The organism is Dysosmobacter welbionis (assembly GCF_005121165.3).
Taxonomy (GTDB): Bacteria; Bacillota; Clostridia; order Oscillospirales; family Oscillospiraceae; genus Oscillibacter; species Oscillibacter welbionis.
The window spans coordinates 2,290,858-2,316,463 of the sequence record NZ_CP034413.3; the positions used below are offsets into that span (position 1 = coordinate 2,290,858).

General features: G+C 53.3%; 27 protein-coding genes and 2 pseudogenes. 23 read left to right on the forward strand and 6 right to left on the reverse strand.

Annotation, left to right across the window (positions count from 1 at the left end; all coding sequences use genetic code 11):
• The first annotated feature begins 168 nt into the window (after positions 1-168).
• From EIO64_RS12065 to EIO64_RS12155, 21 genes and pseudogenes are all read left to right on the forward strand, one after another.
• Complete coding sequence (locus tag EIO64_RS12065) at positions 169-381, forward strand: hypothetical protein (protein ID WP_117536991.1); 213 nt, start codon at positions 169-171, stop codon at positions 379-381.
• Positions 371-1,120 carry a phage replisome organizer N-terminal domain-containing protein gene (locus EIO64_RS12070; protein ID WP_117888470.1) on the forward strand — a complete coding sequence of 250 codons (750 nt, stop codon included), beginning with the start codon at positions 371-373 and terminating at the stop codon, positions 1,118-1,120. Before EIO64_RS12065 ends, EIO64_RS12070 begins: the two co-directional genes overlap by 11 nt.
• Positions 1,117-1,971, forward strand: a complete 855-nt coding sequence (locus tag EIO64_RS12075) for an ATP-binding protein (protein WP_136891405.1) — start codon at positions 1,117-1,119, stop codon at positions 1,969-1,971. Before EIO64_RS12070 ends, EIO64_RS12075 begins: the two co-directional genes overlap by 4 nt.
• The gene (locus EIO64_RS12080; protein ID WP_002569233.1) at positions 1,968-2,156 is read left to right on the forward strand and encodes a transposon-encoded TnpW family protein; all 189 of its coding nucleotides are present in this window, start codon (positions 1,968-1,970) and stop codon (positions 2,154-2,156) included. The genes EIO64_RS12075 and EIO64_RS12080 overlap by 4 nt, the downstream gene beginning before the upstream one ends.
• Before the next feature lie 111 nt (positions 2,157-2,267).
• A complete protein-coding gene (locus EIO64_RS12085) occupies positions 2,268-3,875 on the forward strand; it encodes a recombinase family protein (protein ID WP_078784320.1) in 1,608 nt (535 codons plus the stop codon).
• Positions 3,876-3,963: 88 nt separating this feature from the next.
• Positions 3,964-4,062, forward strand: a pseudogene (locus EIO64_RS19035) (Maff2 family mobile element protein); the annotation flags it as partial.
• Between the two features lie 79 nt (positions 4,063-4,141).
• Positions 4,142-4,996, forward strand: coding sequence for a VirB6/TrbL-like conjugal transfer protein, CD1112 family (locus EIO64_RS12095; protein ID WP_136891797.1), 855 nt, complete (start codon positions 4,142-4,144; stop codon positions 4,994-4,996).
• Positions 4,997-5,011: 15 nt separating this feature from the next.
• Entirely contained in the window at positions 5,012-5,398 is a 387-nt protein-coding gene (locus EIO64_RS12100) for a PrgI family protein (RefSeq protein WP_136891406.1), read from the forward strand.
• Positions 5,364-7,766, forward strand: a complete 2,403-nt coding sequence (locus tag EIO64_RS12105) for a VirB4-like conjugal transfer ATPase, CD1110 family (protein WP_136891407.1) — start codon at positions 5,364-5,366, stop codon at positions 7,764-7,766. The genes EIO64_RS12100 and EIO64_RS12105 overlap by 35 nt, the downstream gene beginning before the upstream one ends.
• 4 nt (positions 7,767-7,770) lie before the next feature.
• Positions 7,771-8,094 carry a hypothetical protein gene (locus tag EIO64_RS12110; protein WP_136891408.1) on the forward strand — a complete coding sequence of 108 codons (324 nt, stop codon included), beginning with the start codon at positions 7,771-7,773 and terminating at the stop codon, positions 8,092-8,094.
• Positions 8,087-8,536, forward strand: a pseudogene (locus tag EIO64_RS19245) (DNA cytosine methyltransferase); the annotation flags it as partial. The gene EIO64_RS12110 and the pseudogene EIO64_RS19245, both read left to right, overlap by 8 nt.
• Before the next feature lie 49 nt (positions 8,537-8,585).
• Positions 8,586-8,957: a hypothetical protein gene (locus tag EIO64_RS19250; protein ID WP_429835904.1), complete on the forward strand. Its 372-nt coding sequence runs from the start codon at positions 8,586-8,588 to the stop codon at positions 8,955-8,957.
• Positions 8,954-9,112: a hypothetical protein gene (locus EIO64_RS19255; RefSeq protein WP_243423658.1), complete on the forward strand. Its 159-nt coding sequence runs from the start codon at positions 8,954-8,956 to the stop codon at positions 9,110-9,112. The genes EIO64_RS19250 and EIO64_RS19255 overlap by 4 nt, the downstream gene beginning before the upstream one ends.
• Complete coding sequence (locus tag EIO64_RS12120; RefSeq protein WP_249390667.1) at positions 9,109-10,998, forward strand: C40 family peptidase; 1,890 nt, start codon at positions 9,109-9,111, stop codon at positions 10,996-10,998. Before EIO64_RS19255 ends, EIO64_RS12120 begins: the two co-directional genes overlap by 4 nt.
• Positions 10,999-11,013: 15 nt before the next feature.
• Positions 11,014-11,754, forward strand: coding sequence for an adenine nucleotide alpha hydrolase family protein (locus EIO64_RS12125; RefSeq protein ID WP_136891410.1), 741 nt, complete (start codon positions 11,014-11,016; stop codon positions 11,752-11,754).
• Positions 11,741-12,031: a DUF4315 family protein gene (locus EIO64_RS12130; protein ID WP_136891411.1), complete on the forward strand. Its 291-nt coding sequence runs from the start codon at positions 11,741-11,743 to the stop codon at positions 12,029-12,031. Before EIO64_RS12125 ends, EIO64_RS12130 begins: the two co-directional genes overlap by 14 nt.
• Complete coding sequence (locus tag EIO64_RS12135; protein WP_136891412.1) at positions 12,021-12,752, forward strand: DUF4366 domain-containing protein; 732 nt, start codon at positions 12,021-12,023, stop codon at positions 12,750-12,752. Before EIO64_RS12130 ends, EIO64_RS12135 begins: the two co-directional genes overlap by 11 nt.
• Positions 12,749-14,818 (forward strand): DNA topoisomerase 3, encoded by a 2,070-nt coding sequence (locus EIO64_RS12140; protein ID WP_136891413.1) that lies wholly within the window; start codon positions 12,749-12,751, stop codon positions 14,816-14,818. Before EIO64_RS12135 ends, EIO64_RS12140 begins: the two co-directional genes overlap by 4 nt.
• 97 nt (positions 14,819-14,915) lie before the next feature.
• Complete coding sequence (locus EIO64_RS12145) at positions 14,916-15,239, forward strand: DUF3795 domain-containing protein (RefSeq protein WP_346730096.1); 324 nt, start codon at positions 14,916-14,918, stop codon at positions 15,237-15,239.
• Positions 15,240-15,338: 99 nt separating this feature from the next.
• Positions 15,339-15,875 carry a hypothetical protein gene (locus EIO64_RS12150; RefSeq protein ID WP_249390910.1) on the forward strand — a complete coding sequence of 179 codons (537 nt, stop codon included), beginning with the start codon at positions 15,339-15,341 and terminating at the stop codon, positions 15,873-15,875.
• A 12-nt stretch (positions 15,876-15,887) separates the two neighbouring features.
• Positions 15,888-17,747, forward strand: a complete 1,860-nt coding sequence (locus EIO64_RS12155; RefSeq protein WP_136891415.1) for an antirestriction protein ArdA — start codon at positions 15,888-15,890, stop codon at positions 17,745-17,747.
• A gap of 346 nt (positions 17,748-18,093) precedes the next feature.
• Here the strand turns inward: EIO64_RS12155 and EIO64_RS12160 are convergent, their stop codons facing one another.
• The 6 genes from EIO64_RS12160 to EIO64_RS12185 form a co-directional block, all read right to left on the reverse strand.
• Complete coding sequence (locus EIO64_RS12160; RefSeq protein ID WP_136891416.1) at positions 18,094-20,628, reverse strand: S8 family peptidase; 2,535 nt, start codon at positions 20,626-20,628, stop codon at positions 18,094-18,096.
• A 17-nt stretch (positions 20,629-20,645) separates the two neighbouring features.
• Positions 20,646-21,641, reverse strand: coding sequence for an AAA family ATPase (locus EIO64_RS12165; protein ID WP_136891417.1), 996 nt, complete (start codon positions 21,639-21,641; stop codon positions 20,646-20,648).
• Positions 21,642-21,686: 45 nt separating this feature from the next.
• Positions 21,687-21,899, reverse strand: a complete 213-nt coding sequence (locus tag EIO64_RS12170; protein ID WP_136891418.1) for a helix-turn-helix domain-containing protein — start codon at positions 21,897-21,899, stop codon at positions 21,687-21,689.
• A gap of 69 nt (positions 21,900-21,968) precedes the next feature.
• Entirely contained in the window at positions 21,969-23,309 is a 1,341-nt protein-coding gene (locus EIO64_RS12175) for a relaxase/mobilization nuclease domain-containing protein (RefSeq protein ID WP_136891419.1), read from the reverse strand.
• Positions 23,270-23,599, reverse strand: a complete 330-nt coding sequence (locus tag EIO64_RS12180) for a plasmid mobilization protein (RefSeq protein ID WP_136891420.1) — start codon at positions 23,597-23,599, stop codon at positions 23,270-23,272. Before EIO64_RS12180 ends, EIO64_RS12175 begins: the two co-directional genes overlap by 40 nt.
• 244 nt (positions 23,600-23,843) lie before the next feature.
• A complete protein-coding gene (locus tag EIO64_RS12185) occupies positions 23,844-24,212 on the reverse strand; it encodes a helix-turn-helix transcriptional regulator (RefSeq protein WP_136891421.1) in 369 nt (122 codons plus the stop codon).
• 241 nt (positions 24,213-24,453) lie between these two features.
• Here EIO64_RS12185 and EIO64_RS12190 point away from each other — a divergent pair, with 241 nt between their 5' ends.
• Together EIO64_RS12190 and EIO64_RS12195 are read left to right on the forward strand one after the other, a co-directional pair.
• Positions 24,454-24,762, forward strand: coding sequence for a CD3324 family protein (locus EIO64_RS12190; protein ID WP_136891800.1), 309 nt, complete (start codon positions 24,454-24,456; stop codon positions 24,760-24,762).
• 135 nt (positions 24,763-24,897) lie between these two features.
• Complete coding sequence (locus tag EIO64_RS12195; protein ID WP_136891422.1) at positions 24,898-25,596, forward strand: Ntn hydrolase family protein; 699 nt, start codon at positions 24,898-24,900, stop codon at positions 25,594-25,596.
• Positions 25,597-25,606 lie beyond the last annotated feature (10 nt).

The window sequence follows — 25,606 nt, forward strand, 5'->3', positions numbered from 1 at the left end:
TACCCGAACCCATACAGAACAAGGGGGCTGCCCCGTACCCTATCCGCAATACCAAAGGATTTTTTAACGGGCTTACAGGGCAGAAAAACCCCGAAAATGATACCGAGATAATACAGAATTACCGCCGATACCGCCACACCAGCGGAAACGGCAGAAAGGAGCGCACCCATGCCAAGAATGAGCAAGAAACGGCGGCTGGAATGGTCTTTTTTCCTGCGGCAAGTAAAAATCGGGAATACCACCTGCGACCGTATCACATACAACGACCTCTGCCGGAGCTGTACCCATAGCTGCAAGCAGAGCTTCCGGGCGGTTATCATACTCTGCCCCCGCTACTACTCCAAACGCCGGAAAAAGGAGGACAGGGACAATGGCAGATAACCGCAAGTATTACTACCTCAAGCTGAAAGAGAACTTTTTTGACAGCGACTCCATTGTACTGCTGGAAGATATGAAAGACGGGATTTTATATTCCAATATTCTCTTGAAGCTGTACTTAAAATCGCTGAAAAACGGCGGGAAGTTGCAGCTTGACGAGCATATCCCCTACACAGCGCAGATGATAGCGACACTGACCCGCCACCAGATAGGGACAGTTGAGAGGGCTTTAGAGATTTTCCGGCAGTTGGGGCTTGTGGAGCAGCTTGACAGCGGGGCTTTCTATATGACCGACATTGAGCTGATGATAGGACAGTCCTCTACCGAAGCCGAGCGAAAACGGGCTGCAAGGCTGGAAAACAAGGCACTTTTACCGCCCCGGACAAAAGGCGGACATTTGTCCGACATTCGTCCACCAGAGAAAGAGATAGAGTTAGAGAAAGAGATAGAGATAGAAAAAGAGAGAGAGGGAGAAACGGGACACCCCGCCCCCGCCGCTTATGGCAGATACAACAATGTGATACTGACCGATACAGAGCTTTCCGGGCTGAAAACAGAGCTGCCCGACAAGTGGGAGTATTATATTGACCGGCTTTCCTGCCATATCGCTTCCACCGGGAAGCAGTACCACAGCCATGCAGCCACCATTTACAAGTGGGCGCAGGAGGACACTGCCAAAGGCAAGGCTGCCCCGAAACAGGGCATACCCGATTATTCATGCAAGGAGGGCGAGAGCTTATGAAAAACGAGATGGAAGCTATGATTACGGACATTACAGCCACTACCGCCGAAGCGGAGGACTACACAGGCGAGGACGGGCTTTTATACTGCGGCAAGTGCCATACGCCCAAAGAAGCCTACTTTGCAGAGGGAAAGACCTGTTTCGGGCGTGACCGCCACCCAACAGACTGCGACTGCCAGCGAGCAGCCCGTGAAAAGCAGCAAGCCGCCGAAAGCCGACAGAAGCACCTTGAAAAAGTGGAGGACTTGAAACGCCGGGGCTTTACCGACCCTGCTATGCGGAACTGGACATTTGAGCATGACAACGGCAGAAACCCGCAGACCGAAACCGCCCGCTTTTATGTGGATAGCTGGGAAACCATGCAGGCTGAAAATATCGGCTACCTGTTCTGGGGCGGCGTGGGGACAGGAAAAAGCTACCTTGCCGCCTGTATCGCCAACGCCCTTATGGAAAAAGAGGTTGCCGTCTGCATGACAAACTTTGCAACCATACTCAATGACCTTGCCGCCAGCTTTGAGGGCAGGAACGAATATATTTCCCGCCTTTGCAGCTACCCTCTGCTGATACTTGATGATTTCGGTATGGAGCGAGGGACGGAATACGGGCTGGAACAGGTTTACAGCGTGATTGACAGCCGTTACCGAAGCGGCAAGCCGCTGATCGCTACGACCAACCTCACGCTGGAGGAATTGCAGCACCCGCAGGACACGCCCCACGCCCGTATCTATGACAGGCTGACTTCCATGTGCGCCCCCGTCCGCTTCACGGGCAGCAACTTCCGAAAGGAAACCGCACAGGAAAAGCTGGAACGATTAAAGCAACTGATGAAGCAGCGAAAGGAGAGCCTATGACAGAAACCAAACAGACAAGCACCACCAAAACAGACCGCCGCCCGGACTGTGTGACGGAAATCCGCATGGGCAACTCCGTCCTTACCGTTTCCGGCTTCTTCAAGCAGGGTGCAACCGACACCGCAGCCGACAAGATGATGAAAGTGCTGGAAGCGGAAGCTGCTACACAAAAAACGGCGATTTGACCGACCATAAAGAAGCAGATTTGACGCTTTTGCCGCTATACAGACAGCCGCCCCATGTGGTACAATCAAGGTACGGAATAGTGGGGCTGGCTGTCGGAAACGGAGGATTTTATGTTAAGACAGACCACCCAGAAAATCACTGCCCTTTATCCAAGACTATCCCATGAGGACGAGCTGCAAGGCGAAAGCAATTCCATTTCCAACCAGAAGCGTATTCTTGAAACCTACGCAAAGCAGAACGGTTTTTCCAATCTGCGCTGGTACACGGACGATGGCTATTCTGGTGCGAACTTCCAAAGACCGGGTTTTCAATCCATGCTTGCGGACATTGAAGCCGGGAAAGTGGCTACCGTTATCGTAAAGGATATGTCGAGGTTAGGGCGAAACTACCTGCAAGTGGGAATGTACACGGAAATGATTTTCCCACAGAAAGGTGTCCGCTTCATCGCTATCAATGACGGAGTGGACAGCGCACAGGGCGACAATGACTTTGCCCCGCTGCGGAATATCTTTAACGAATGGCTGGTGAGAGATACGAGCAAGAAAATCAAAGCAGTAAAACGCTCAAAAGGCATGAGTGGCAAGCCCATCACAAGCAAGCCTGTGTATGGCTACCTCATGGACGAGGACGAAAATTTCATTATTGACGAGGAAGCCGCACCCGTAGTCAAGCAGATATACAACCTCTGCCTTGCCGGGAATGGTCCGACCAAGATAGCCCGTATGCTCACAGAGCAGCAAATCCCCACGCCGGGGACGCTGGAATACCGCAGGACGGGCAGCACACGCCGCTATCACCCCGGCTATGAATGCAAATGGGCGACAAATACTGTGGTGCATATCCTTGAAAATCGGGAGTACATGGGCTGTCTGGTGAACTTCAAGACGGAGAAACCGTCCTACAAGACCAAACACAGCGTAGAAAATCCCATTGAGAAACAGGCAATTTTCGAGAACCACCATGAGCCTATCATTGACACCCAGACATGGGAGCGTGTGCAGGAATTACGCAAACAGCGCAAGCGTCCGAACCGCTATGATGAAGTGGGCTTGTTCTCCGGCATACTGTTCTGTGCGGACTGCGGCAGTGTCATGTATCAGCAGCGATACCAGACGGACAAGCGCAAGCAGGACTGTTATATCTGCGGCAACTACAAGAAACGCACCCATGACTGTACGGCGCACTTTATCCGCACCGACCTCTTGACCGCTGGCGTACTCTCCAATCTGCGGAAAGTGACAAGCTATGCGGCAAAGCATGAAGCTCGGTTTATGAAGCTCTTGATTGAGCAGAACGAGGACGGGGGCAAGCGCAGGAACGCCGCTAAGAAAAAGGAACTGGAAGCCGCCGAGAAACGCATAGCCGAGTTATCCGCTATCTTCAAGCGGCTGTATGAGGACAGCGTGACCGGGCGCATATCAGACGAGCGTTTCACAGAGCTGTCGGCAGACTATGAAGCAGAACAACGGGAGCTGAAAGAAAGAGCCGCTGCTATCCAAGCGGAGCTTTCCAAAGCACAGGAAGCCACCGTGAACGCAGAAAAGTTTATGAATGTTGTCCGGCGGCATACCAGCTTTGAAGAACTTACCCCTACTCTGTTGCGGGAGTTTGTAGAGAAAATCGTTGTGCATGAGTGCAGCTATGACGAGAACAAGACCCGTAGGCAGGACATTGAGATTTATTATTCTTTTGTTGGCAAGGTGGACTTGCCCGAATAACCGCCCGACCTATCCGACATACCTCATGTGCCGGATAGGAACGGCAAAATTTTTTACACTTCTATTACTTCTTTATCACACATCAGTAAAGAGCCAGGGCATCAAGCAGCTCATGGCGGGCGGCGGCGTTGCCCTCATCGGCATCACCCTGATCCCTCTGCTGTCCGGTCTGCTGTCCACCACCTAATGTTTCTCCAAAACCGGTGGGGGCTTTCGCTTGATAGCGGGAGCCCCCGCAAAGGAGGTGATCTCCCTTGATATTGGATATGATCCAGGAGTGGTTCAAGGAACTGCTCATTGACGGTATCATTTCAAACCTGACCGGGATGTTTGATACCCTGAACACAAAGGTGGGCGAGATCGCCGGGGAGGTCGGCATGACACCCGCCGCCTGGAACAGCAGCATCTTCAACATGATCCGCAACCTCTCGGAGACGGTGATCGTCCCCATCGCGGGCATCATCCTCACCTTCGTCATGTGCTACGAGCTGATCCAGCTCATCATCGAGAAGAACAACCTCCACGACTTCGACACCTGGATTTTCTTCAAGTGGATTTTCAAGACCTTCTGCGCGGTGTTGATCGTCACCAACATCTGGAACATCGTCATGGCGGTGTTCGATGTGGCGCAGAATGTGGTCAGTCAGTCGGCGGGGGTCATCATCTCGGATGCGGGCATCGACATCTCTGGCGTGGTGGGCGATCTGGAAACCCAGCTTGCCGACTGGAGCGTGGGCGCCCTGCTGGGGCTGTGGTTCCAGAGCGTGTTTGTGGGGCTGTGTACGCAGATACTTTCCATCTGCATCTTCCTGGTGATCTACGGCAGAATGATTGAGGTGTATTTGGTGACCTCCATAGGCCCCATCCCCTTTGCCACGATGGTCAACCGGGAATGGGGCTCCACGGGGCAGAACTACCTTCGCTCCCTGCTGGCCCTGGGCTTCCAGGCCTTCCTCATTATGATTTGCGTGGGCATCTACGCAGTGCTGGTGGAGGGCATCTCCACATCCGGCGACAACATATCCGCGGCCATCTGGGGCTGCATGGGCTATACGGTTCTACTGTGCTACACCCTGTTCAAGACCGGCAGCCTTGCAAAATCCCTGTTCGGCGCCCACTAAAGGAGGTGTAAAACATTGGCTTATGTAACGATCCCGAAGGACCTGAGCCGGATACAGAGCAAGGTTCTGTTCGGGCTGACCAAACGACAAGTGATCTGTTTCGGAGCGGCGGCGCTGGTAGGTGTGCCGCTTTTCTTTTTGGCAAAAGCGAGCCTGGGGACCACCACGGCGGCGCTGTGCATGATCCTGGTGATGCTGCCCTTTTTCCTGTTCGCCATGTACGAGAAGAACGGGCAGCCGCTGGAAGTATTTCTGGGCCATCTGATCCAGAACAAATTCATCCGGCCGAAGGTGCGTATCTACCAGACCAACAATCTCTATTCCGCCCTGGTGCGGCAATCCCAACTGGAACAGGAGGTGAAGCGGATTGCGAGAAAAGGCAGAAAGACCGGCGAAGCGTAAGCTCACCCGTAACCAGCGCAAGCAGATCGAGGCGGTGATCCGGCAGGCTAAGGGCGACGGAAAAGCCCATACGGTGCAGGACAGCATCCCGTTTCAGAATATGTTCCCCGACGGTCTGTGCAGACTGGAGGGCGGGACCTTTTCCAAGACCATTGCCTTTGAGGATGTGAATTACCGCCTGGCTGGGCCGGAGGACCAGCGGAGCATCTTTGAAAGCCTCTGTGACTTCTACAACGGCTACGATCCCTCCATCGGCGTCCAGGTCACTTTGGACAGCCGCAGCGGAGGCAGCGCCGCCGATGAAATGTTCGGCATTACCCGGCAGGGCAACGACCTGGACCCCATCCGGGACGAGGCGGTGGACATCCTGCGGATGCAGTACAAACGGGGCAACAACGGCTATGTGAAAACCAAGTATGTGACCCTGACCATCGAGGCGGAGAACCTTCCCGCAGCACGGGCGCGGTTTGCCCGCATCGAGACCGACACCCTCAACCGCTTTAAGGTCATGGGGGCGGCGGCTCATGTGCTGGACGGAAAGGAACGGCTGGAGCTGCTTTACAACATCCTCCACCCGGAGGGTGGGCAGTTCGCCTTTGAATGGGACTGGCTCCCGGCCAGCGGCCTTTCGGTGAAGGACTTCATTTCGCCGTCCTCCTTCCACTTCGGGGAGACCCGCACCTTCCGCATCGGCAGGCGGTACGGGGCGGTGTCCTTTCTGCAAATCCTGGCGCCGGAGATGCACGACCGCATCCTCACCGACTTCATGGAGGCGGACGGGAATATCATGGTGACCATGCACATCCGGGGCATCAACCAGAACGAGGCCATCAAAATGGTCAAGCGAAAGATCACCGACCTGGACGCCATGAAGATACAGGAGCAGAAGCGGGCGGTACGCAGCGGTTACGATATGGACATTCTTCCCTCCGACCTTTCCACCTACGGCGGCGCGGCAAAGGACCTTCTCACCGACCTGCAATCCCGCAACGAGAGAATGTTCAACATGACCTTTCTGGTTCTGCACACGGCGGAGACCCGGCAAAAGCTGGAGATCGCCGTGTCCCAGGCGGCCAGCGTCGCCCAGACCTACAACTGTCTTCTGACCCGGTTGGACTTCCAGCAGGAGGACGGGCTGATGTCTTCTTTGCCTCTGGGCCTCAACTGCATCAAGATTGAACGGAGCCTGACCACTTCGGCCCTGGCGGTGTTCGTCCCCTTCGTCACCCAGGAGGTGTTCATGGGCGGCGACGCCATGTACTATGGCCTCAATGCCCTCTCCAACAACATGATCCTGCTGGACCGCAAGCAATCCCGCTGTCCCAACGGCCTTGTGTTCGGCACGCCTGGCAGCGGCAAATCCATGAGCTGCAAACGGGAGATCACCTTTATCATGCTGATGACCCAGGACAATGTCATCATCTGCGACCCGGAGGACGAGTATTCGCCCCTGGTGAAGCGGCTGGGCGGCCAGGTAATCCGGCTGTCCCCGTCCAGCACCGACTATGTAAATCCCCTGGACATCAACCTCAACTATTCCGAGGAAGAAAACCCGCTGGCGCTGAAATCCGACTTCGTGCTGTCCTTCTGCGAGCTCATCATGGGCAGCAAGACGGGGCTGGAGGCCATCGAAAAGACGGTCATCGACCGGGCGGTGCAGATGATCTACCAGCCCTACTTTGCCGATCCCCGGGCGGAGAATATGCCGATTTTGGGCGACCTGATGAACGCCCTGCTGTCCCAGCACATCCCGGAGGCCGACCGGGTTGCCCAGGCACTGGACCTCTATGTGAACGGTTCGCTGAACTTCTTCAACCACCGCACCACCGTGGACATCTCCAACCGCCTTATCTGCTTTGACATCAAGGGCCTGGGCAAGAACCTGAAAAAGCCCGGCATGCTGATTGTCCAGGATGCGGTGTGGAACACCGTCACCATCAACCGGGCCATTGGCCGGTCTACCTGGTATTTCGTGGACGAGTTCCACCTTCTGCTGAAAGAGGAACAGACTGCGGCGTACAGCGCCGAGATTTGGAAGCGGTTCAGAAAGTGGGGCGGTATCCCCACCGGGGCGACCCAGAACCCCAAAGACCTGCTTTCCTCTCCGGAGATTGAAAACATCCTGGAAAACAGCGATTTCATCTATATGCTCAACCAGGCGGCGGGCGACCGGAAGATACTGGCGGAGCGGCTGAACATTTCTTCTGAACAGCTTGCCTATGTGACCAACTCCGAGCCGGGCCACGGGCTGCTGTTCTTCAACAATGTCATCCTGCCCTTTGCGGATGACTTCCCGAAGGATACCGAACTTTATAAGCTGCTCACCACCAAGCCCAGCGAGGTGGAACATGAGGAAAGGATGGGATAAGGATATGGAACAGGAAAAGCTGTATGTCATTGAGGAAAAGACCTACGAGGCGCACATCGACGAGGAGGTCCACCTCTACGGGTTGCTCCACCAACTGGCCTTTCTTGCCGGGAAGATCAAGGACCGCCGGGACATGGAGAACCTGATCGACACCGCCCGGCACTATGGGGACATTGCCGACCAGATGTTTGACCGCTGGAGCATCCCCGGCCGCTATTTGGTGTTCGGCGACAAGGACGACCTTGCCCGGCTGAAGGCCCTGGAGCTGTGCGAGCTGGACGCCTTCTATGTGGACTGCGAGGACGACGAGGACCAGCTCCATGCCTGACCGCCTCACCCATGTGAGCCTCTTTTCCGGTATCGGCGGGCTGGACCTGGCGGCGGAGGCGGCAGGCTTTGAAACGGTCTGCCAATGCGAGTGGGCGGACTATCCCTATTCCATCCTGCAAAAGCATTGGCCGGATGTGCCGAAATTCCGGGACATCACCACATTCACGAAGGAGGCGTTTTTTGAAAGAACAGGACTTGAAACCGTCACCATCCTCTCCGGTGGCTTCCCGTGCCAGCCCTTCTCCACCGCCGGAAAACGGCGTGGCTTTGCGGATGAACGCTACCTGTGGCCGGAGATGTGCCGCGTTATTGCCGAACTGCGACCCCATTGGGTGCTTGGGGAAAATGTTGCTGGCTTCATCAATATGGGGCTCGACAAAACGATTTTTGACCTGGCAAAAGCGGGATACGCTGTTCTCCCATTCGTATTTCCGGCTTGCGGCGTCGGCGCATGGCATGAGCGCCAGCGAACTTTTATCGTCGCGGCTGATGTTTCCCACACCCCTTGCCTCCGACAAATCCACGGGGCGAGACGCTGCCAACCTGGATGTGTTCCTGTCGGACAATGGGATATTCCGCAAACGGAACAAGGACGGGTCCATCTGGAGCCTGTCCCTGTCGGCGGCGGTGTTCTACCTGACCCCGGCAGCGTCGGAGGACTACCGTTCCACCCTGAAACCGGCGGCCTTCCGGGACAAATCCCCGACCTCCAACCTGTCGGCCCAGGTGATCCGGCAGGAGCAGCCCTTTTCCGAAAAGGCGGCGCTGAACCCGGACTGGGTGGAATGGCTCATGGGATTCCCCCCGAAATGGACGGACGCATCCTATGGCGTGCCGAGCCCGAAGGAGTCCCCCGCATGACCGAGGACACGGACAACCGGGCGTTGCGGCTGAAAACCCTGGGGAATGCGGTCTGCCCTCCCCAGGCCTATCCCATTTTCCAGTACATCGCCATGATCGAAACCGGGGCCTGTGTCAACATCTGCCCCTATGGAACAGGAGGTGACGCACCTTGAAAGAATGGAAAGCCCCCGAAAAGGAGGCGCAGAAGATGACCCGTGACGGGTCGGTGTCCGTCAATCTGGTCACGGGCGAGACTACCTATCCCTCTGATCGGACGCCGGAGCAGGACTATTCCACATCCGGCGACGCGGCGGGCGCCGCTGGAAAAGCGGTGGACCGTGCGGAACTGCACCGGGAACAGGCAGCAGCCAAAAAGAAGCGCCGGAAACAGCGCAGAGCCTATCGGGAGGGCGAGGCGGCAGCGGGCCGTCCATCCTCCCGATTGCAGTTTTCCGAGGCGGACCAGGCCAAGCCGGAGCTGCAAGGTGCTATCCGCAAGTCGGACAAGGCGGCGGACCGGCTGGATGCCGCCAGAGACGCGATCCCCAATAAGAGTCCGGGAAAGCCCCACACCAATCCGCTGTCCCGCCCTATTCAGGAGGCAGGCGCGGCGATCCACGGCAAGGTCCGGGAGGTGGAGCAAGAAAATTCCGGCGTCCAGTCGGGCCACCTGGGGGAACGCAGCTTTGAGAAGGCTGTGGGCTACGGAAACCGCCGTGTCCAGAACTGGCGGGCGGAACGCAAGCTGAAACCCTGGCGAGACGTAGCAAAGGCGGAGCAGGCGGCGGTCAAGGCCAATGCGGATTTCTGCTATCGGAAAGCCGTGGCGGAGAACCCCCAGCTTGCATCCAATCCCATCTCCCGCCTGTGGCAGAAAAGGAAGCTGCAAAAGCAATATGCGGCGGCATATCGGGCAGCGGGCAAGACTGCCCAGGCCGGGAAAACAGCGGAGGCCACGGCAAAGGCGGCCAAGAAAACCGCCCAGGAGTCCAAGCGCACCGCCCTTTTCCTGAAACGGCATTGGAAGGGCGCGCTGATCGTGGGCGGCATCGGCCTTCTGCTGGTGATGCTGCTGGGCTCCCTGCAATCCTGTTCCTCCATGTTCGGCGGCGGAGTGTCCAACATCATGGCGTCCTCCTATCTCTCCGAGGATTCCGATATGCTGGCGGCGGAAGAAGCCTACTGCGCCAAAGAGGATGAATTGCGGGAGTACCTGGATACCTACGAGGCCACCCACGACTATGACGAGTATCACTTCGACCTGGATGAAATTGAGCACGACCCCTATGTGCTGATCTCCATTCTGTCGGCAATCCATGAAGGGGTGTTCACCATCGACCAGGTACAGGACGACCTTCAAAACCTCTTTGACAAGCAATATATCCTCACCGAAACCGTGACAACGGAGACCCGCTATCGGACGGAAACAAGGACGGACAGCGAGGGCAATCCTTATACGGTCCAGGTGCCGTACACCTGGACCATCTGCACCGTCACGCTGGAAAACTTCGACCTCTCCCATGTGCCGGTCTACATGATGGGCGAGGAACAGCTTTCCTTGTACGCCACCTATATGTCCACCCTGGGCAACCGCCCCGACCTGTTCCCGTCCTCCGGGTATGTGAACAAGTACATCGACAACCCACCTACCGCCTGGGAGATTCCCGCTGAATACCTGACGGACGAGCGGTTCAATACCCTTATCACCGAGGCAGAAAAGTATTTGGGCTATCCCTATGTGTGGGGCGGCAGCAGTCCCAGCGCTTCTTTCGATTGCAGCGGCTTCGTCAGTTATGTGCTGACCAACAGCGGCCTGTGCAATACCGGGCGGCTGGGCGCACAGGGGCTCTACAATATTTCCACTCCGGTATCCGACCCCCAGCCCGGCGATCTGGTGTTCTTCGTGGGGACCTACGATACAACCGGCGTATCTCATGTAGGCATCTATGTGGGCGACGGGATGATGCTGCACTGCGGCGCCCCCATCCAGTATTCCAACCTGAATACAAGTTACTGGCAGTCCCATTTCTACGCATACGGCAGACCGCCGTACAACTGATGGAGGTGATGAAGTATCAATATGGTTTCCTATGGGGGCGGCGCCAACAGCACCGCCCTTCTGATCGGGCTGCACCAGCACCGTATCCCGGTGGACCTGATCCTCTTTGCGGATACGGGGGCAGAGCATCCCCACACCTACGCCTATCTGGAGGTGATGGATTCCTGGCTGAAGGATCACGGGATGCCGTCCATTACCAGAGTATATAAGACCACCCGTGAGGGTAAACGGCTGACGCTGGAAGATGAATGTTTGCAAAGTTGCAGCCTTCCGTCTATCGCCTACGGCTTCAAGCGGTGTTCCCTGAAACACAAGATCGGGCCGCAGGAAAAGTTCTGCAACCATTACCCGCCATGCCGCCGAATATGGGAGGCGGGCAAGCGGGTGGTCAAATTTATTGGCTACGACGCGGGCGAGGGCTACCGCAGCAATAAGGTGCTGCTGGGGGACTTGGCCGACCGAAAATACAGCAAGTGGTATCCCCTGATGGAATGGGGATGGACGCGGGACGATTGCATCCGGCAGATCGAGGCGGCAGGGCTGCCCCAGCCGGGAAAATCGTCCTGTTTTTTCTGCCCCAGCATGAAACCCGACGAGATCACCGCCCTGCGGGAGCAGTATCACGATTTATTCCGCCGCGCCCTGGCGCTGGAGGACAACGCCCGGCAAAATCTGAAAACGGTCAAGGGCCTGGGGCGGAACTATTCCTGGAGAGAACGATTTGGAAAGGAGTTTTGCACACATGGCAACGGTTGAGAAGATCCGCAAGGACATCGAAAAGACGAAGGAGAAGATCTCCGCCCAGCAGAAGCGCCTTCGGGAGCTGGAGGCGCAGCTCACCGAGGAAGAAAACCTGGAGATCGTCCGCATGGTCAAGGCGGTGCGCATGGACAACAAGGAGCTGACCGCCTTTCTGAAAGCCTACGCCAGCGGCCTTATCACCCTGCCCGACGGGATGATGGAGGCGGAGGCGGCGCCGGACCCCGACGACGAGGATATGGAAGGAATGGAGGACGGCGAAGATGAAGCGTAACAGAGTTTTCCGCCTTTTGGCGTCCCTGACGGCGGTGGTCCTGTGCATGACCGCCTTCTCCGTCACCGCCTTTGCGGGCGGTGGGGATGGCGACTATTACACCGGGGAACCCGCCGAGACGACCCCGGAACCCACCGAGGAACCCGCCACCGGAGGCATGGAGCCGGAGGACCAGCCCCTTACCCCGGAGGGCAACGCCACGCTGGTGGACGATTATTACGGCGATAAGCAGCTTATCACCGTGACCACGAAAGCGGGCAACTATTTTTACATCTTAATCGACCGGGCAAACAAGGACAAGGAGATCGCCGTTCACTTCTTGAACCAGGTGGACGAAGCCGACCTGATGGCGCTGATGGAAGATGGGCAGACGGAGGAACAACCCGCAGTCTGCACCTGCGTCGAGAAATGCCAGGCCGGTGCGGTGAATACCGCCTGTCCGGTCTGCGCGGTGAATATGAGCGAGTGCGCCGGAAAAGCGCCGGAGGTGGAGCCGGAGCCTGAACCGGAACCGGAGAAGGAGTCCGGCAGCGGCGGCGCCCTGGTACTGATCCTGCTGCTGGCGGTCCTGGGCGGCGGCGGAGCCTTCGCCTACATCAAGTTCATCAAGCCCAAACAGGGCGCAAAGGTCAGCGCCGACCCGGACGATTATGAGTTCGAGGACGAGGAATATGAAAACGAGGACGTTCCTGAACAGGAAGAACAGGAGGACCAGAATTGAGCAAATTGGTGATCTGTGAAAAACCGAGTGTAGCAAAGAGTATCGCATCGGCCCTGGGTGTCACATCCAGGGCCGATGGCTATTTTGAAGGCGGCGGCTGGCTGATTTCTTGGTGCATTGGTCATCTGGTGGGACTGGCGGACGCGGCCGCCTACGATGACCGCTATAAGAAGTGGCGGTATGAGGACCTTCCCATCCTGCCCGCCCCCTTCCGCTATGTGGTGTCCGAGGAAAAGGCTGACCAGTTCCACATTCTCCGTTCCCTGATGGAACGCCCTGATGTGACGGAACTGGTCAACGCCTGCGACGCGGGGCGCGAAGGTGAGCTGATTTTCCGGCTGGTCTATGAGGCTACCGGATGTTCCAAGCCTTTCTCCCGCCTCTGGATTTCTTCGATGGAGGACGTGGCGATTCGGGAGGGCTTTGCCGACCTGCGCCCCGGCAAGGACTATGACCCGCTGTATCAATCGGCACTTTGCCGCCAAAAGGCGGACTGGCTTGTTGGTATCAATGCCTCACGGCTCTTTTCGGTGTTGTATCATCGAACGTTAAATATTGGGCGGGTGCAGACGCCCACCCTGGCGATGCTGGCCGACCGGGACAGCAAGATTGTCCTGTTCCGCAAGGAGAAATACCACCATGTGCGGCTGGCGCTGGAGAGCGCCGAGGCGGTCAGCGACCGCATTGTTTCCCCGGAGGACGCCCAGACCATCCGGGATGCCTGCGATGGTAAAAAAGCAACCTGTGTATCCGTGGCGCAGGAGAAAAAGACGGAGAAACCGCCCAAACTGTACGACCTGACCACCTTGCAGCGGGAGGCCAACCGGGTGTTTGGCTACACGGCCAAGCAAACCCTGGACTACGCCCAATCCCTCTATGAAAAGAAACTGCTGACCTATCCCCGCACGGACAGCCGGTATCTGACCGGCGACATGGCGGAGACCGCCTCCGTGGTCCTGCATCTGGCGGCGCGGGTGCCTCCCTTCGACGCCTGCCCAGAGTTTTTCCCCGATGTTCTGGCGCTGCTGAACGACAAGGAGGTATCCGACCACCACGCCCTGATTCCCACCCTGGAGCTGGAAAAGGAGGATGTCCCTGCGCTGCCTGTGGGCGAGCGCAATATCCTTCTGCTGGTCTGCTGCAAGCTGCTGTGTGCCGCAGCGGAGCCTTTCGTGTATGAGGCGGTCACGGCTATCTTTGACTGCGGCGGACATACCTTCACGACCAAAGGAAAACAGGTGCTTTCCCAGGGCTGGCGGGCTATCCAGGAGGTGTTCCGTTCCTCCCTGAAGGAGAAGCCGGAGGATGAAGATGCCGAGGGTGTTCTTCCCGCCTTGACCGAGGGGCAGGTTTTTGAGCCGGTCGCCGCCTCCGTCACTGAGCACTTCACTTCGCCCCCCAAGCCCTACACCGAGGATACCCTTCTGTCGGCCATGGAGAACGCAGGCAAGGAAGATATGCCGGACGAGGCAGAACGCAAGGGCCTGGGCACCCCGGCGACCAGGGCGGCCATCATCGAAAAGCTGGTGTCCGGCGGATTTGTCGAGCGCAAGGGCAAGAACCTAATCCCCACAAAGGCAGGCGTCAACCTGGTCACGGTGCTGCCGGAACTGCTGACCTCTCCCAAACTCACAGCGGATTGGGAGCAGCGGTTGAACGAGGTGGCAAAGGGTCAGGCGGCGTCGGAGGCTTTCATGGACGGGATCGAGGCGATGACGGCGGAGCTGGTGCGGAAATACTCCCACATTTCCGAGGATGGGCAAAAGCTGTTCCAGCCGGAGAAGGAGACGGTGGGGCTCTGCCCCCGCTGCGGTAAGCCGGTTTATGAGGGTAAGAAGAACTTCGCCTGTTCGGACCGTGCCTGTCAGTTTGTCATGTGGAAGAATGACCGCTTTTTCGAGCAGCGCGGAAAGGTCTTTACTTCCAAAATTGCCACTGCATTGCTCAAAGACGGAAAGACAAAGGTCAAGGGACTGCGCTCCCTGCGTACTGGGAAAACCTATGACGGGACAATCGTTCTGGCCGACACCGGCGGGAAGTATGTGAATTACCGCATTGAGAAATAAGTATCGTGTCGTTCTTCCTTCACGGCTCTATCCAAGAGTAACGATTTGCTGTATAATAAGGCCAAAATCTTTCAGGAGGTAAATAGCCGTGAGGGATATGATCGCATACTGTGGGCTGGACTGTGAGAAGTGCGACGCTTATCTTGCAACGATCAACGACGATCAGGCATTGCGCGAGAAAACTGCAAAACTATGGTCTGAATTAAATCATGCGCCCATTCTGCCGGAGCATATCAACTGTCAAGGCTGCCGCGTGGATGGAGTGAAAACGGTGTATTGTGAAAGCCTTTGCGGTATTCGTCAATGCGCCCGACAAAAAGGCGTGACGACCTGCGGTGACTGTCCTGAATTGGAAAGTTGCCAGACAGTCGGCGCAATTCTTTCCAACAACCCCGCTGCGCTGGACAACCTGAAGGGATAGACTACATACCACAACAAAATAGAAGCCGCCAGTGACGGCATCAAGCAGGAAACCTTTCCGGGTTTCCTGCTTTTCTTTTACCCATTTTCAGAAAGGATGATGTCTTTGAGCAAAACCGAACCTAATTTCATGGAGCATTTGAAACCGCTGCTCCCCGCAAGCGGTGACGCAAGCGAGCTGGAGGCAGCGGCCCAGGCGCTTGCCGGACTTTCCCTGGAGGATCGTGACCTCCTGGCCGCTGTCCAGGAGTCGCCCTATCGTCTGACCACCCTGGAGCAGTTCCGGGAGTTTCCCGCCAACGCCGAGTATTTTGTCCTGGAGCCCAACATCAGCAAGGTGGAGGATGTGGGCTGGCGCTATCTGGCGCAGCATTTGGATGTCCTTCTGCCCCCGGAGCTGCTGGACGCCATTGATCCCGTTCCCTTCGGCAACCACGCCATGCAGGAGGAACAGGGGTGTTTCACCAGTAAGGGGTATCTCACCCTCTCCGGCGACGAGTGGGAGCACGAGCGCCCCAGGGAGAAGCAGACGGAGAAAAAGCCCTCCATCAAGGAGCGGCTGGAGCAGGGCCGGAAGGAATGTGCCAATCAGAGCAAGGCGCAGCCCCATCGGGAAAAGCCTGCGCCGGAACTGTAAGGAGGTGTCGCTATGCCCCATTATGATTATGACAAAGAGTATCCCTTTGCCGCTTTCATCACTAACCTGGGCAAATACAACGAGGGCGCCCTTGTGGGTGAATGGGTGAAATTTCCCACCACGGCGGAGGAACTGAAAAAGGTCTTTGAGCGCATCGGGATCGGCGCGAAGGACGACTTCGGGCAGACCTATGAGGAATGGTTCATTACGGACTACGACTGCTATGTGGACGGCCTCTATGACCTGCTGGGTGAGTATGCAAACCTGGACGAGCTGAACTACCTGGCTTCCAAACTGGATGATATGAGCCAGGATGAATACGAGCGGTTCCAGGCGGCCATGGAGATCGGCGACCACACGGGCAGCATCCAGGAGCTTATCAATCTGACGGAGAACCTGGACTGTTACGACATCTACCCTGACATCCACGACCACGACGATCTGGGCCGGTATTACATCGAGGAACTGGACGCCATGCAGGTGCCGGAGCATCTGCGCAACTACATCGACTATGAGGCCTACGGACGGGACATTGCCCTGGAGGAAAGCGGCCAGTTCACCGACCTGGGCTATGTGCGGGACACCGGGGACAGCTTCCATGAGTATTACGATGGCGAGCGCGGCAGCATCCCGGAGGAATACCAGGTGATGACCTTCCAGGACGACATCCCTGAAGAAGAAATTTCGGAATGGGCCATGGACCTTGCCTACGATATGGACGAGTTTTTCCGGCAGCACGACCCGCAGTATGCCGCCGAGCACCCGGAGGAACACGCGGCGAAGGAAGAAATCTACGAAAATCTGATGGCCGGGCGCATCTCCACTCTGGACGAGAAGCTGGCCGCTCTGGGGCAGACCCAGGAGGACTATCTGCCTTCGGAGATTGAGAAGTTCAAGGACGCCACCGGCTATGAGGAATTTCTGGATGTGGACCCGCAGGCGATTCGGGAAGCTATTGAAAACCCGGACCAGTCCCATGTGGACGAGATGCTGTCCTTTGCGGAGCAGGCAAATCGGGAGTATGAGGCGGAGTTGTACGGGCAGCAAGCGGCGCCCACCCCGGATGACCGGGAGACCGGCGAAACGGTGCGGACTCCCAGGGGAATCTTCCATGTGACGGATATGAGCCGGGAACAGATGGAGGCGGCCGGATACGGTTTTCACCATGAGTCCGAGGACGGGAAGTATCTCATCATGGCCAATGGCAGCCGTGCCTTTGCCATCCCCAGCGGAGCCGCCCCCGAACATACCGCGCCGGAGAAGCTGACTGTTCTGGTGGTGGAGCCTATGAAGGAACCCTATGTGAAGGAGATCGATCCCGGCCTTCATGCGCTGCAAGCGGAGGTGGGCGGCGATATTGCCGCCTCCTATCCCTTTGACGATCCGGTGGGGCTGGTGCTGAATGATGAAGGCAAGCTCATCGGTCTGGACCTGAACCGTTCCCTCCGGGACGAGCATGGCGAGATTTACGACATTGTGGCGGGCACCTTCCTGGTGGTGGGCCTGGGGCCGGAGAGTTTCGCGTCCCTGCCCCCGGACATGATCCAGAAGTACACTGAGCAATTCAAGCGGCCGGAGCTGTTCGCCAGCATCAACGGGCAGATCGTATCCGTTCCCGTGGAGCCGGAAAACCCGCTGCGCACGGCGGAAATGACCCTAGAGGATGACTACGGCATGATCGACGGGATCATCAACAACGGCCGCCGTGGGGAGGAATTGGAGAAAGCCCAGGCCGAGGCGCGCAGGACCACGCCGGAGAAAAAGCCTTCCATCCGGGAGCGGCTGGAGGACGCAAAGCGGGAGTGTGGGTCGCGAAAAGGCCCGGACAAGCCCACCCCGCAGAAGGAGCCCCCGGAGCTGGGCGACTTATGAGCCGGAGCAAGAAATGGCGTCTGGAATGGGCGTTCTTCCTGGGCGAGAACGGCAGGCGTCAGTATAACAAGCTCTGCAAAGGCTGCGCCCATCCCTGCAAGCAGAGTTTCCGGACAGTAGTAGTGTCCTGCCCGTACTATCTTTCCCGCCGTTCCAAAAAACGCAGGAATTAGGGTTCAAAATAGGCGAAGAAACCGCCTGTGGCGGCTTTTCTGTGTAGGGGCAGTATGATTTCCCATGTGGGGCGGTAAGGCATTTCTGCACAGGGAAAACGTTCGTATTTCACCTTTTTCAAACAGAAAGGCTCGCTGCCATCGGATGTTGTCCGGTGGCGGCGAGCCCTTTTTTATATTTTGATTCTTGGCTGAACTTTGTCCCGTTCTCTTTCCACAGCTTTCAATTTTACATTATTACGTAATTGGTTGTACAAATCGATGTTTTCTTCAGACTCATATGCAAAAGTTACGCATAATGCATAAGATTGAGGCTGCTCTTGTTGAGCATATTTAAACCGCTCTTTGCCCGATATTAATATGTATATATATGGTTCATCATTACCAGGCCATAGGAGGTCAGCACCGCCCGTAGGACTCTTTTGCCAACGTCTCTGTTGCAGGGTTGATTTCTGTACAGTATCATAACCAGGGATAAAGTCTTTAATTTTGTATTCATCAGGAAGCTTCTTAAAATCATCTTCTGTATCTGTACCAGCTTCTCTTTTGGCCTTATATTTGATTAGCGTATCCTCATCAATCCTACGAAAAATCTCAATCCACAAATTATTGGCTAAGTATTCTTTCCTGCTTATTCTTGTTACAGGGTTATATGCCAAACTAACAGTAATCGATTTTGCCGCTCGAACTTTGAGAAACTGTTTGGGTACAGGTATCTTATAAAGATGAAAATCTCGTAACGGAAGTCTATCTTCTGCAAAAAGTGTAACATGGTTATCCGTCGAAGTAAGTATCTGTTCTGAAATTTTCCCATACCCGTATAAACGCATAAATCGATCATGTTTTGGATTATCTTTTCCAGTATAATCTGCGTCTTTCGACATTTCGCCCCAGGTTTGCATATCATTAGAGCACTTAGCTGAATTTGCAAGCAGCGCTCGAATTAAATTTGCTGAAGGCCTTCCATCAATTTGAGCTTCCAAAATGCGTTCTAGCCGGGCCGCAATATGAGTAACATGTGGAGCAGCAAAGCTTGTTCCACAATATCCTTTAAAGACTCGATCATTAGTATGGTTCAAAGTAGGTTCCATAAGATTCTGATCTGTCTTTAGCCACCGGCTGGCCCCTCTCGATATTTGTCGAAGTGAAAAATTACCTCCGTAATCAACAAAATCAGGCTTGATAGATTTGTTGACACCTTTTCCGATCCTTGTAAATACCGAGGGATGGTCTTTTAAACCTACAGAGATGGGATTAATTCCAGTACCTCGTAAAACTGCTGGCTCAGAAGAACGTGATATTGATCCAACGGTAACGCTAAGAGCAGAAGTAGCAGGATCAATCAGACGATGGTCTTGAGCAAATAGCTGATCGCGAACTTTTTCCATCGCTTCTTCTCGGGATTCAAATTCTGGTATTTCAGGATCGGAAACATTTCCGGCGCTCACAATAATTACAATATCTAATTCCCGTGCTAGATCATCCAACATGCTCGCCCAACTCAATTGGCGTCCGCCATTATACATGCTACCTGCATCGCCCGCCGAAAGATTAAAGATGCGGCATCCATACGTTTCATAGAAATATACAATAGCATCTCTAACAAGTCTTTCAGGACGAACATCTTCTCGGAAATAGGGATCGCCATCTTCATCATGCATGATTTTAGCACTACAGATTCGTACTAAGGGTGTAAAAATTCTGCTTTCGTCGGGGGTGGAAAAGTCACCATACACTACTATGCCAGCAACACCAGTTCCATGACCGTTCATATCTGCTGTTGTGTGTTCCGTAGTATCAAAATCTTCTTCTGCAACGACTACAGATTTAAGCAAAGGATTTCCTGTAAAAATACCAGAATCCAGTACAGTAGCAAGCGGCGCCGTTTCGTCAAGTGTATCATTTACAATAGGGACATAATCATATTGATAAAGTTCGTGGGGCTCCTGGGTAACTATCTCCGCAGGTAATTCAATTGAGGATATAATATCCATGCTAAGCAGTGCATTTAAGGAAAACTCATTAACCTTGGCGCGCCCCAGTAGCAAACCAGAAATCGCAAACAGATCACCTAGCAATTGACTGCCTTGAGTGCCTAAAACGCTTCGGATTTGCCTCTCAGTCGACAATATTTCCGAAGGATTGTTATTATACCAGACATCAATATTAACTATAAAAAACCCCATGTCTTTTGGGATTGCCTTTATAAAATCTTTAAGATGCGGTCCCATTCTGTCCTCGGGAGTTAAACTTCGGACAGCATCTATACAGGAAAACAAATTACGGCGTTGTGCATGCGTTAAAAGAACTTCATCGGGTAAATCATCTTCCCAAAGAGCGCGTTCGGCATTAAATTGGGCTATTGCCTCTTGATCCTCAAATTGCACTATCAATTTCGATTGATTTGATCCAGGTTCTGCCGTTTCTTCAACTAGAGACAACCTAAATTTATTAATTAGCAGTTCCAGAAGGTCACCCGATAAAGCTTCTCCAGATAGTTCCAACACCATCAGTTTATCTGTTTGAATTCCAATGTTCTTTCTGGAATCAAGAACATTTTTTGATGCTTGAGAGATTTCTTCTGATAGTTTTTGCCCATGCCGCTTTCTATCACGAACTGGAGGTTTTGGGGCTGCAGGGTTAGGCCGACCGCGGTAGGTAGAGACGGTCTCTTGACGCTCAATTTGAATATGATCATAATTTGCCATCTCATAACCCCCCTTAGTTAATATTGGCTTCTTCTCAAAGAAACTAATTTCTTTTGTTTTTCGACTGCAAATTCAATGTCTTTTTTGCTATATGTTCGTTTCCCATTAAGGATGCACCCTCGCATTATTGTTTTACATATATTTTCGACATCCGCATAAGAAAACGAATTGGTTTCATTCAAAAAGGACTCGAATACATGCGCTGGCCCATTAAATTGTTTTAGCCGCAAAATAAAAAGGTTTAGCTTTTCTTCGTTTGACGGCAAATCAAATTTAATCGTATCATCAAATCTGCGCCATATTGCATAATCCAAGGACTGTTCAAAGTTTGTTGCAGCAATAATAATTGAGCGTCCCCTAAAGCAATCAATTTGCTGTAAAAAAGTATTGACCACTCGTTTGATTTCGCCGTGCTCACTTGTGTCGCTCCTACTTCTGCCTATCGCATCAAACTCATCAAACAATATCACGAAACTATCGCTTTTTGCCAGATCAAAAACTTTTCTAATATTACTAGCGGTTTCTCCCAAATACGACGATACTAATGCGTCAAATCTTACATACATTAATGGAATTCCAATTTCAGCCGCAAGCACATTTGCGCACAATGTCTTTCCACAGCCAGGAGGGCCATAAAAAAGTAGTTTATTTATTGGTGCAACTCCGTTGCTAATTAAGATATCCCAATTCTGAAATTCTTTTATTACTTCCGACAGTTGAAGCATTTTCTCTTGTGGAAGAATAACATCATCAAAATATTTATCGGGATATATAATCTCAACTAGCCGTTCTTCTTTGCCTGATTTGGACAAATATGTGGGTTTCATTGTGGACATCGAGTGTCCAAAACTCTTCTGTGCACCGTTAAGAACCATTTCCAAGTCATCTGCTAAAATTGCATGGTTCTTTTTTCGCTCATCTGCAATAATCTCATGAGCGGTTTTCAAAAATGATTCTCTATCATTATTATTAAAGCTACTAAATAGCTTTTTCAACAAATCTGCCCTCGCCATGGTAGCGTCTCCTTTCCAAATTGCAATCAGAATCGAATAAAGCAGTTAGTATTTACTGAGTTCCATTATGATCATTTCCTCGATACCATTCTTTTTGCAATATTCGAGAAGTCGCATTTTTGCCAGTACACTAGGCTCAGTACGTCCATTTTCCCATCGATTTATTGTGGAGAAACTCACATTTAGTTCTCTAGCAAACTGCTCTTGAGTATATTTTTTTTGCTTTCGGATAGATTTTAAAATTTCAGAAAAGGGCATGTGAGTACACCTCCGTTACTGTAAATTATAGCATGTGCTATAGCAGACGACAAGTATCAACGTAAATATTTACAACATATACTCCTTGCTTTTTTGAAGATTTTTGTGTGAGGGTAGTAATAAATCTACATTTCTATGGAGCATATCATATTCCTTTTCTTCCTGCTGTATTTTACGAAGTTCCGCTTGCAGGGCGGTCTTGCAGGAGGAGAGTTCATCCAGTTCTGCTTTCAGCTTCTTGGCGGAAGGAAGTTTGGTGATCCCGGCCTCCTTGATGTCCCTGGCCGCCGCCTCAAATAAGATGATCTCACTCTCAAACCCACGCAGGAATTTTTCCTTGTCCTTTGACATTTTGTAACGGTCATAGATAGGCTTCAGTTTGCGGTAGGTGTCAATCTGTTTGCCCAGGAGGGCAAGGTCGGTGAGCTGCTGTTCCACATCCCGCAGGCTTTCCCTTGTGCGGATGGTGGCGGCGGCAATGGCGTCGCACCGTTCCTTCAATTCCTCATAACTGTCGATGCCGTGTTCGGTAAGAAAGTTCATGGTGGCGGCCGCACGTTTCAGATTCTCAATGGTCGCCCACCGTTGGTATCCGGCGCTCTGCTGGGCCTTGATATTATTCTGAATGTCAATGAGCAGGCTGACCTTCCCGCTGCGCTGCTGGGGCTGTCTGGAGGGGCGGATGCCTCCGGCAATGCGGGAGACAACGGCTTCTTCCGTGTAATCGGCACCCAGGGTTTTGAGCCGGGTAAACCTCTCCTGAGCCGGTGCCCTGGCGGAGATATACTTTCCCCGCTTGATCTCGTATCCTTCCCGCTGCAACCGGGCAAGCAAATCGTCTATGCTGGTGGACACGGGAATCAGCCGGTCAATGACGGCTTTCAGCTTTGCCTTATAGCTAGTGCCGTTCTGTACGGCCTGATGCTCAATATAGCTCTTGCCCTTGTCCCGGCCAGGGACGATGACGGATAGGCCGTGTTCTCGGCACAAACGGTCGCTGGCCCGGCGTATTTCGTGATAGCTACGCTTGTTGGAATGATAGTGCTTGTGGTCGGTGAAGCTGACCGCATTGAAAATCAGATGATTGTGAATATGTCCCTTGTCAATATGGGTGGTAAGTACAAACTCGTACTTACCATCCAATATTTTTTTTGCCAACTGCAACCCTATTTCATGGGCTTCCTCTGGCGATACCTCCCCAGGCTCAAAGGCTTGAATCAGGTGGCGGCCCAGGTGCGTGCCTTTGTCAATGGCATGGCGGCGTGTCCATTCAAATTCAATGTCGGCGGTCTCGGCGGCGCAGCCAAAGGAGGACACCAGCAGCTTCCCGTCCGTCTTGTCGGGATTGCAGATATAGTCAATGGCCGCTTTCAGCGTTGACTTAATAGGATGCGTCTTTGTAACTGCCATATCTGATCCAGCCTTTCCCGGATTTCTTCCATGTCGGCCTGATAGGTAGGTCCTCCGGCGTTGACCCGTTTGGCGATCTGATTGATGTTCCGGCCAATGGCGGACAGGAGTTTGTTTATCTCCTTGATGTCCCTGGTGTCCACATAGATGATATATCCGTCGATTGCCATCTTCCGCAAGTAGGCACCGATCCGCTTTGTCTGGAGCTGGGCCATTTTCTGCTCAATCAGGCTCCGTTCTTCTGCCGTCACCGGACAGCGCAGGATGATGGGGCGTTTTCGATTTACCATAGGGTGGCACCGTCCTTTCTGCATAAGGGTTTGGGGCTATCCCAACAAGCAATTTTGTATTTAGGGGGAAGGGGTTCCCTAAAGCAAAATTCGCAAGTGTGGCCACACTTGCTGTGCTTGCTCTACGCTCCTTCCCCCGTAAATACAATGCCGGAACCACCTTCGTCTGCCCACAAAATCCCGGATTTTTTCAAAAGAAAAGGGCGGCAGAGCCGCCCAGAGGAAACGAAAACGGAGGATACTTTCACACACCCTCCGTTTCGTTTGCTGATTCTTTAGTTTTAAGCGCCCCGTCAAGCGCACCCTCGATGATGGTCAAATACTGCTCTGGACAAAGTTTCAGTTTGTGGCTGATACGCTGTCTCTGTGCGCTTTCCTCCCGCATGACCTCTGGATTGAAGTACCGTTCCACGGGAAGTCCGCACACTTTGATAAGCTGTATGATAACCGGCAAGCTAGGAATCGTACCTTCGTTCTCGATATTTGCGAGATACCGGGAGTCGATGTTAACGATCTCTGCCAATGTCTTGCGCGATAGATGCTTTGCGCTCCGAGCGGCTTTTACATCGGCACCGAAAGTTTCAAAACCGGGGCAATCTTCAATATTCGCCATATAGCATCACCCACTTACATTGTATATTTCATATTTTGTCTGTGGAATGTTGCTATATGCTTTATTACTACATTTTATTTTTCATACTCATTTCTTGCACATGGGCAAGCGCTATGATATAATTACAATGTTTAAGAGCGGAAAGAAGTGGTATTAATGACAAAGCTCAACGAAGAATGGCTCCATGCAAAGCCAGTAGATTGCGACATTTGCATGGAGTAAAAATTGTCGCAAAATGAATATGCTGGCTTTGCTACTTGACAATCATCTCAAGGAGGAAGCCTGCATGAAATACATCAATGCAAAAGATCTTCTTCCCGATGCGCTAGTCAAGGAGTTGCAAAGCTATGTGCAAGGGGGCTATCTTTATGTCCCGTCTGATCAAGCGCAGCAAAAACGATGGGGAGAAGCTTCGGGCTACCGGCAGGAATTGCAACAACGCAACCGCCAAATCGTAGAGGAGTTTCAGAACGGAACCTCTATGGAGGCGTTAGCGGAAAAATACTTCTTGTCCGTATCGGCCATTCGTAAAATCATTTATCAGAAATGAACCGGCGGGGGTTGCAGAAATGCAACCCCGCTTTTTGTTTGATACAGATTGATTCGGTATTGTCTAGTGGATAGAAAAGTGTTTGCATCGGCAGTACGATAAAATAACAAATACATCACAAGAAAGGAAAAAACTATGTGTACTCGATTTGTCTACCGAGGTGATGATATAATCACCGGCTTCAATTTTGAGATTGACCTTGCCGTGTGGAATCACAAAATCATAACAGAAAAAGACCGCTTTTATATCGGCATCCTGCGGCCCGATGGGATGCGTCATTCCTATCATGGCGTGAACCGCAACGGAAATGTCGGAACCTTGTTGTATGTTCACGGAAACCCGGAGGGGGCCTATCAGGATTTCAAAGGTTGCATGACAATCGCAGACCTGACAGAACAGTTTGTGCAGGCAAAAATCAGTTTTGACGATGCACTGCAGATCGTGCAGGAACAGAAGATCGTCTATGCCCCGGATGCCACCATGCAGGCCATGTTGTCCGACCAGCAGGGGCGTACCCTGATCGTTGAACCGGGTATTGGCTGGCGGGAAGGCGATGGACGCTACTCGCTGATTACCAATTACTCTATCCTTGCACCCGAAAGCACAATGCCCTTTCTTGTGCCGGGAGATGATCGATACGAAAGGACTGCTCAACTTCTAAACACTTACGGAAAGCAGTTTACTGTCAGCGATGCGTTTTCTGTACTTCAAGCCGTCCGGCAGGAAGGAATCTGGGCCACTAGAGTTTCTTTTGTTTATTCGGCCAAGGAACACGCTGTTTACTATGTGGAGAACAACCATTTTTCACTGATTAAGAGATATGAGTTCTCATAACTTCGAGAGG

Coding starts and splice junctions, on each gene's coding strand:
- EIO64_RS12065 (WP_117536991.1), top strand. CDS start 169: ATGCCAAGAATGAGCAAGAAACGGCGGCTGGAATGGTCTTTTTTCCTG.
- EIO64_RS12070 (WP_117888470.1), top strand. CDS start 371: ATGGCAGATAACCGCAAGTATTACTACCTCAAGCTGAAAGAGAACTTT.
- EIO64_RS12075 (WP_136891405.1), top strand. CDS start 1,117: ATGAAAAACGAGATGGAAGCTATGATTACGGACATTACAGCCACTACC.
- EIO64_RS12080 (WP_002569233.1), top strand. CDS start 1,968: ATGACAGAAACCAAACAGACAAGCACCACCAAAACAGACCGCCGCCCG.
- EIO64_RS12085 (WP_078784320.1), top strand. CDS start 2,268: ATGTTAAGACAGACCACCCAGAAAATCACTGCCCTTTATCCAAGACTA.
- EIO64_RS12095 (WP_136891797.1), top strand. CDS start 4,142: ATGATCCAGGAGTGGTTCAAGGAACTGCTCATTGACGGTATCATTTCA.
- EIO64_RS12110 (WP_136891408.1), top strand. CDS start 7,771: ATGGAACAGGAAAAGCTGTATGTCATTGAGGAAAAGACCTACGAGGCG.
- EIO64_RS19250 (WP_429835904.1), top strand. CDS start 8,586: ATGTTTCCCACACCCCTTGCCTCCGACAAATCCACGGGGCGAGACGCT.
- EIO64_RS19255 (WP_243423658.1), top strand. CDS start 8,954: ATGACCGAGGACACGGACAACCGGGCGTTGCGGCTGAAAACCCTGGGG.
- EIO64_RS12130 (WP_136891411.1), top strand. CDS start 11,741: ATGGCAACGGTTGAGAAGATCCGCAAGGACATCGAAAAGACGAAGGAG.
- EIO64_RS12135 (WP_136891412.1), top strand. CDS start 12,021: ATGAAGCGTAACAGAGTTTTCCGCCTTTTGGCGTCCCTGACGGCGGTG.
- EIO64_RS12145 (WP_346730096.1), top strand. CDS start 14,916: ATGATCGCATACTGTGGGCTGGACTGTGAGAAGTGCGACGCTTATCTT.
- EIO64_RS12150 (WP_249390910.1), top strand. CDS start 15,339: ATGTCTTTGAGCAAAACCGAACCTAATTTCATGGAGCATTTGAAACCG.
- EIO64_RS12155 (WP_136891415.1), top strand. CDS start 15,888: ATGCCCCATTATGATTATGACAAAGAGTATCCCTTTGCCGCTTTCATC.
- EIO64_RS12160 (WP_136891416.1), bottom strand. CDS start 20,628: ATGGCAAATTATGATCATATTCAAATTGAGCGTCAAGAGACCGTCTCT.
- EIO64_RS12165 (WP_136891417.1), bottom strand. CDS start 21,641: ATGGCGAGGGCAGATTTGTTGAAAAAGCTATTTAGTAGCTTTAATAAT.
- EIO64_RS12170 (WP_136891418.1), bottom strand. CDS start 21,899: ATGCCCTTTTCTGAAATTTTAAAATCTATCCGAAAGCAAAAAAAATAT.
- EIO64_RS12175 (WP_136891419.1), bottom strand. CDS start 23,309: ATGGCAGTTACAAAGACGCATCCTATTAAGTCAACGCTGAAAGCGGCC.
- EIO64_RS12180 (WP_136891420.1), bottom strand. CDS start 23,599: ATGGTAAATCGAAAACGCCCCATCATCCTGCGCTGTCCGGTGACGGCA.
- EIO64_RS12185 (WP_136891421.1), bottom strand. CDS start 24,212: ATGGCGAATATTGAAGATTGCCCCGGTTTTGAAACTTTCGGTGCCGAT.
- EIO64_RS12190 (WP_136891800.1), top strand. CDS start 24,454: ATGCTGGCTTTGCTACTTGACAATCATCTCAAGGAGGAAGCCTGCATG.
- EIO64_RS12195 (WP_136891422.1), top strand. CDS start 24,898: ATGTGTACTCGATTTGTCTACCGAGGTGATGATATAATCACCGGCTTC.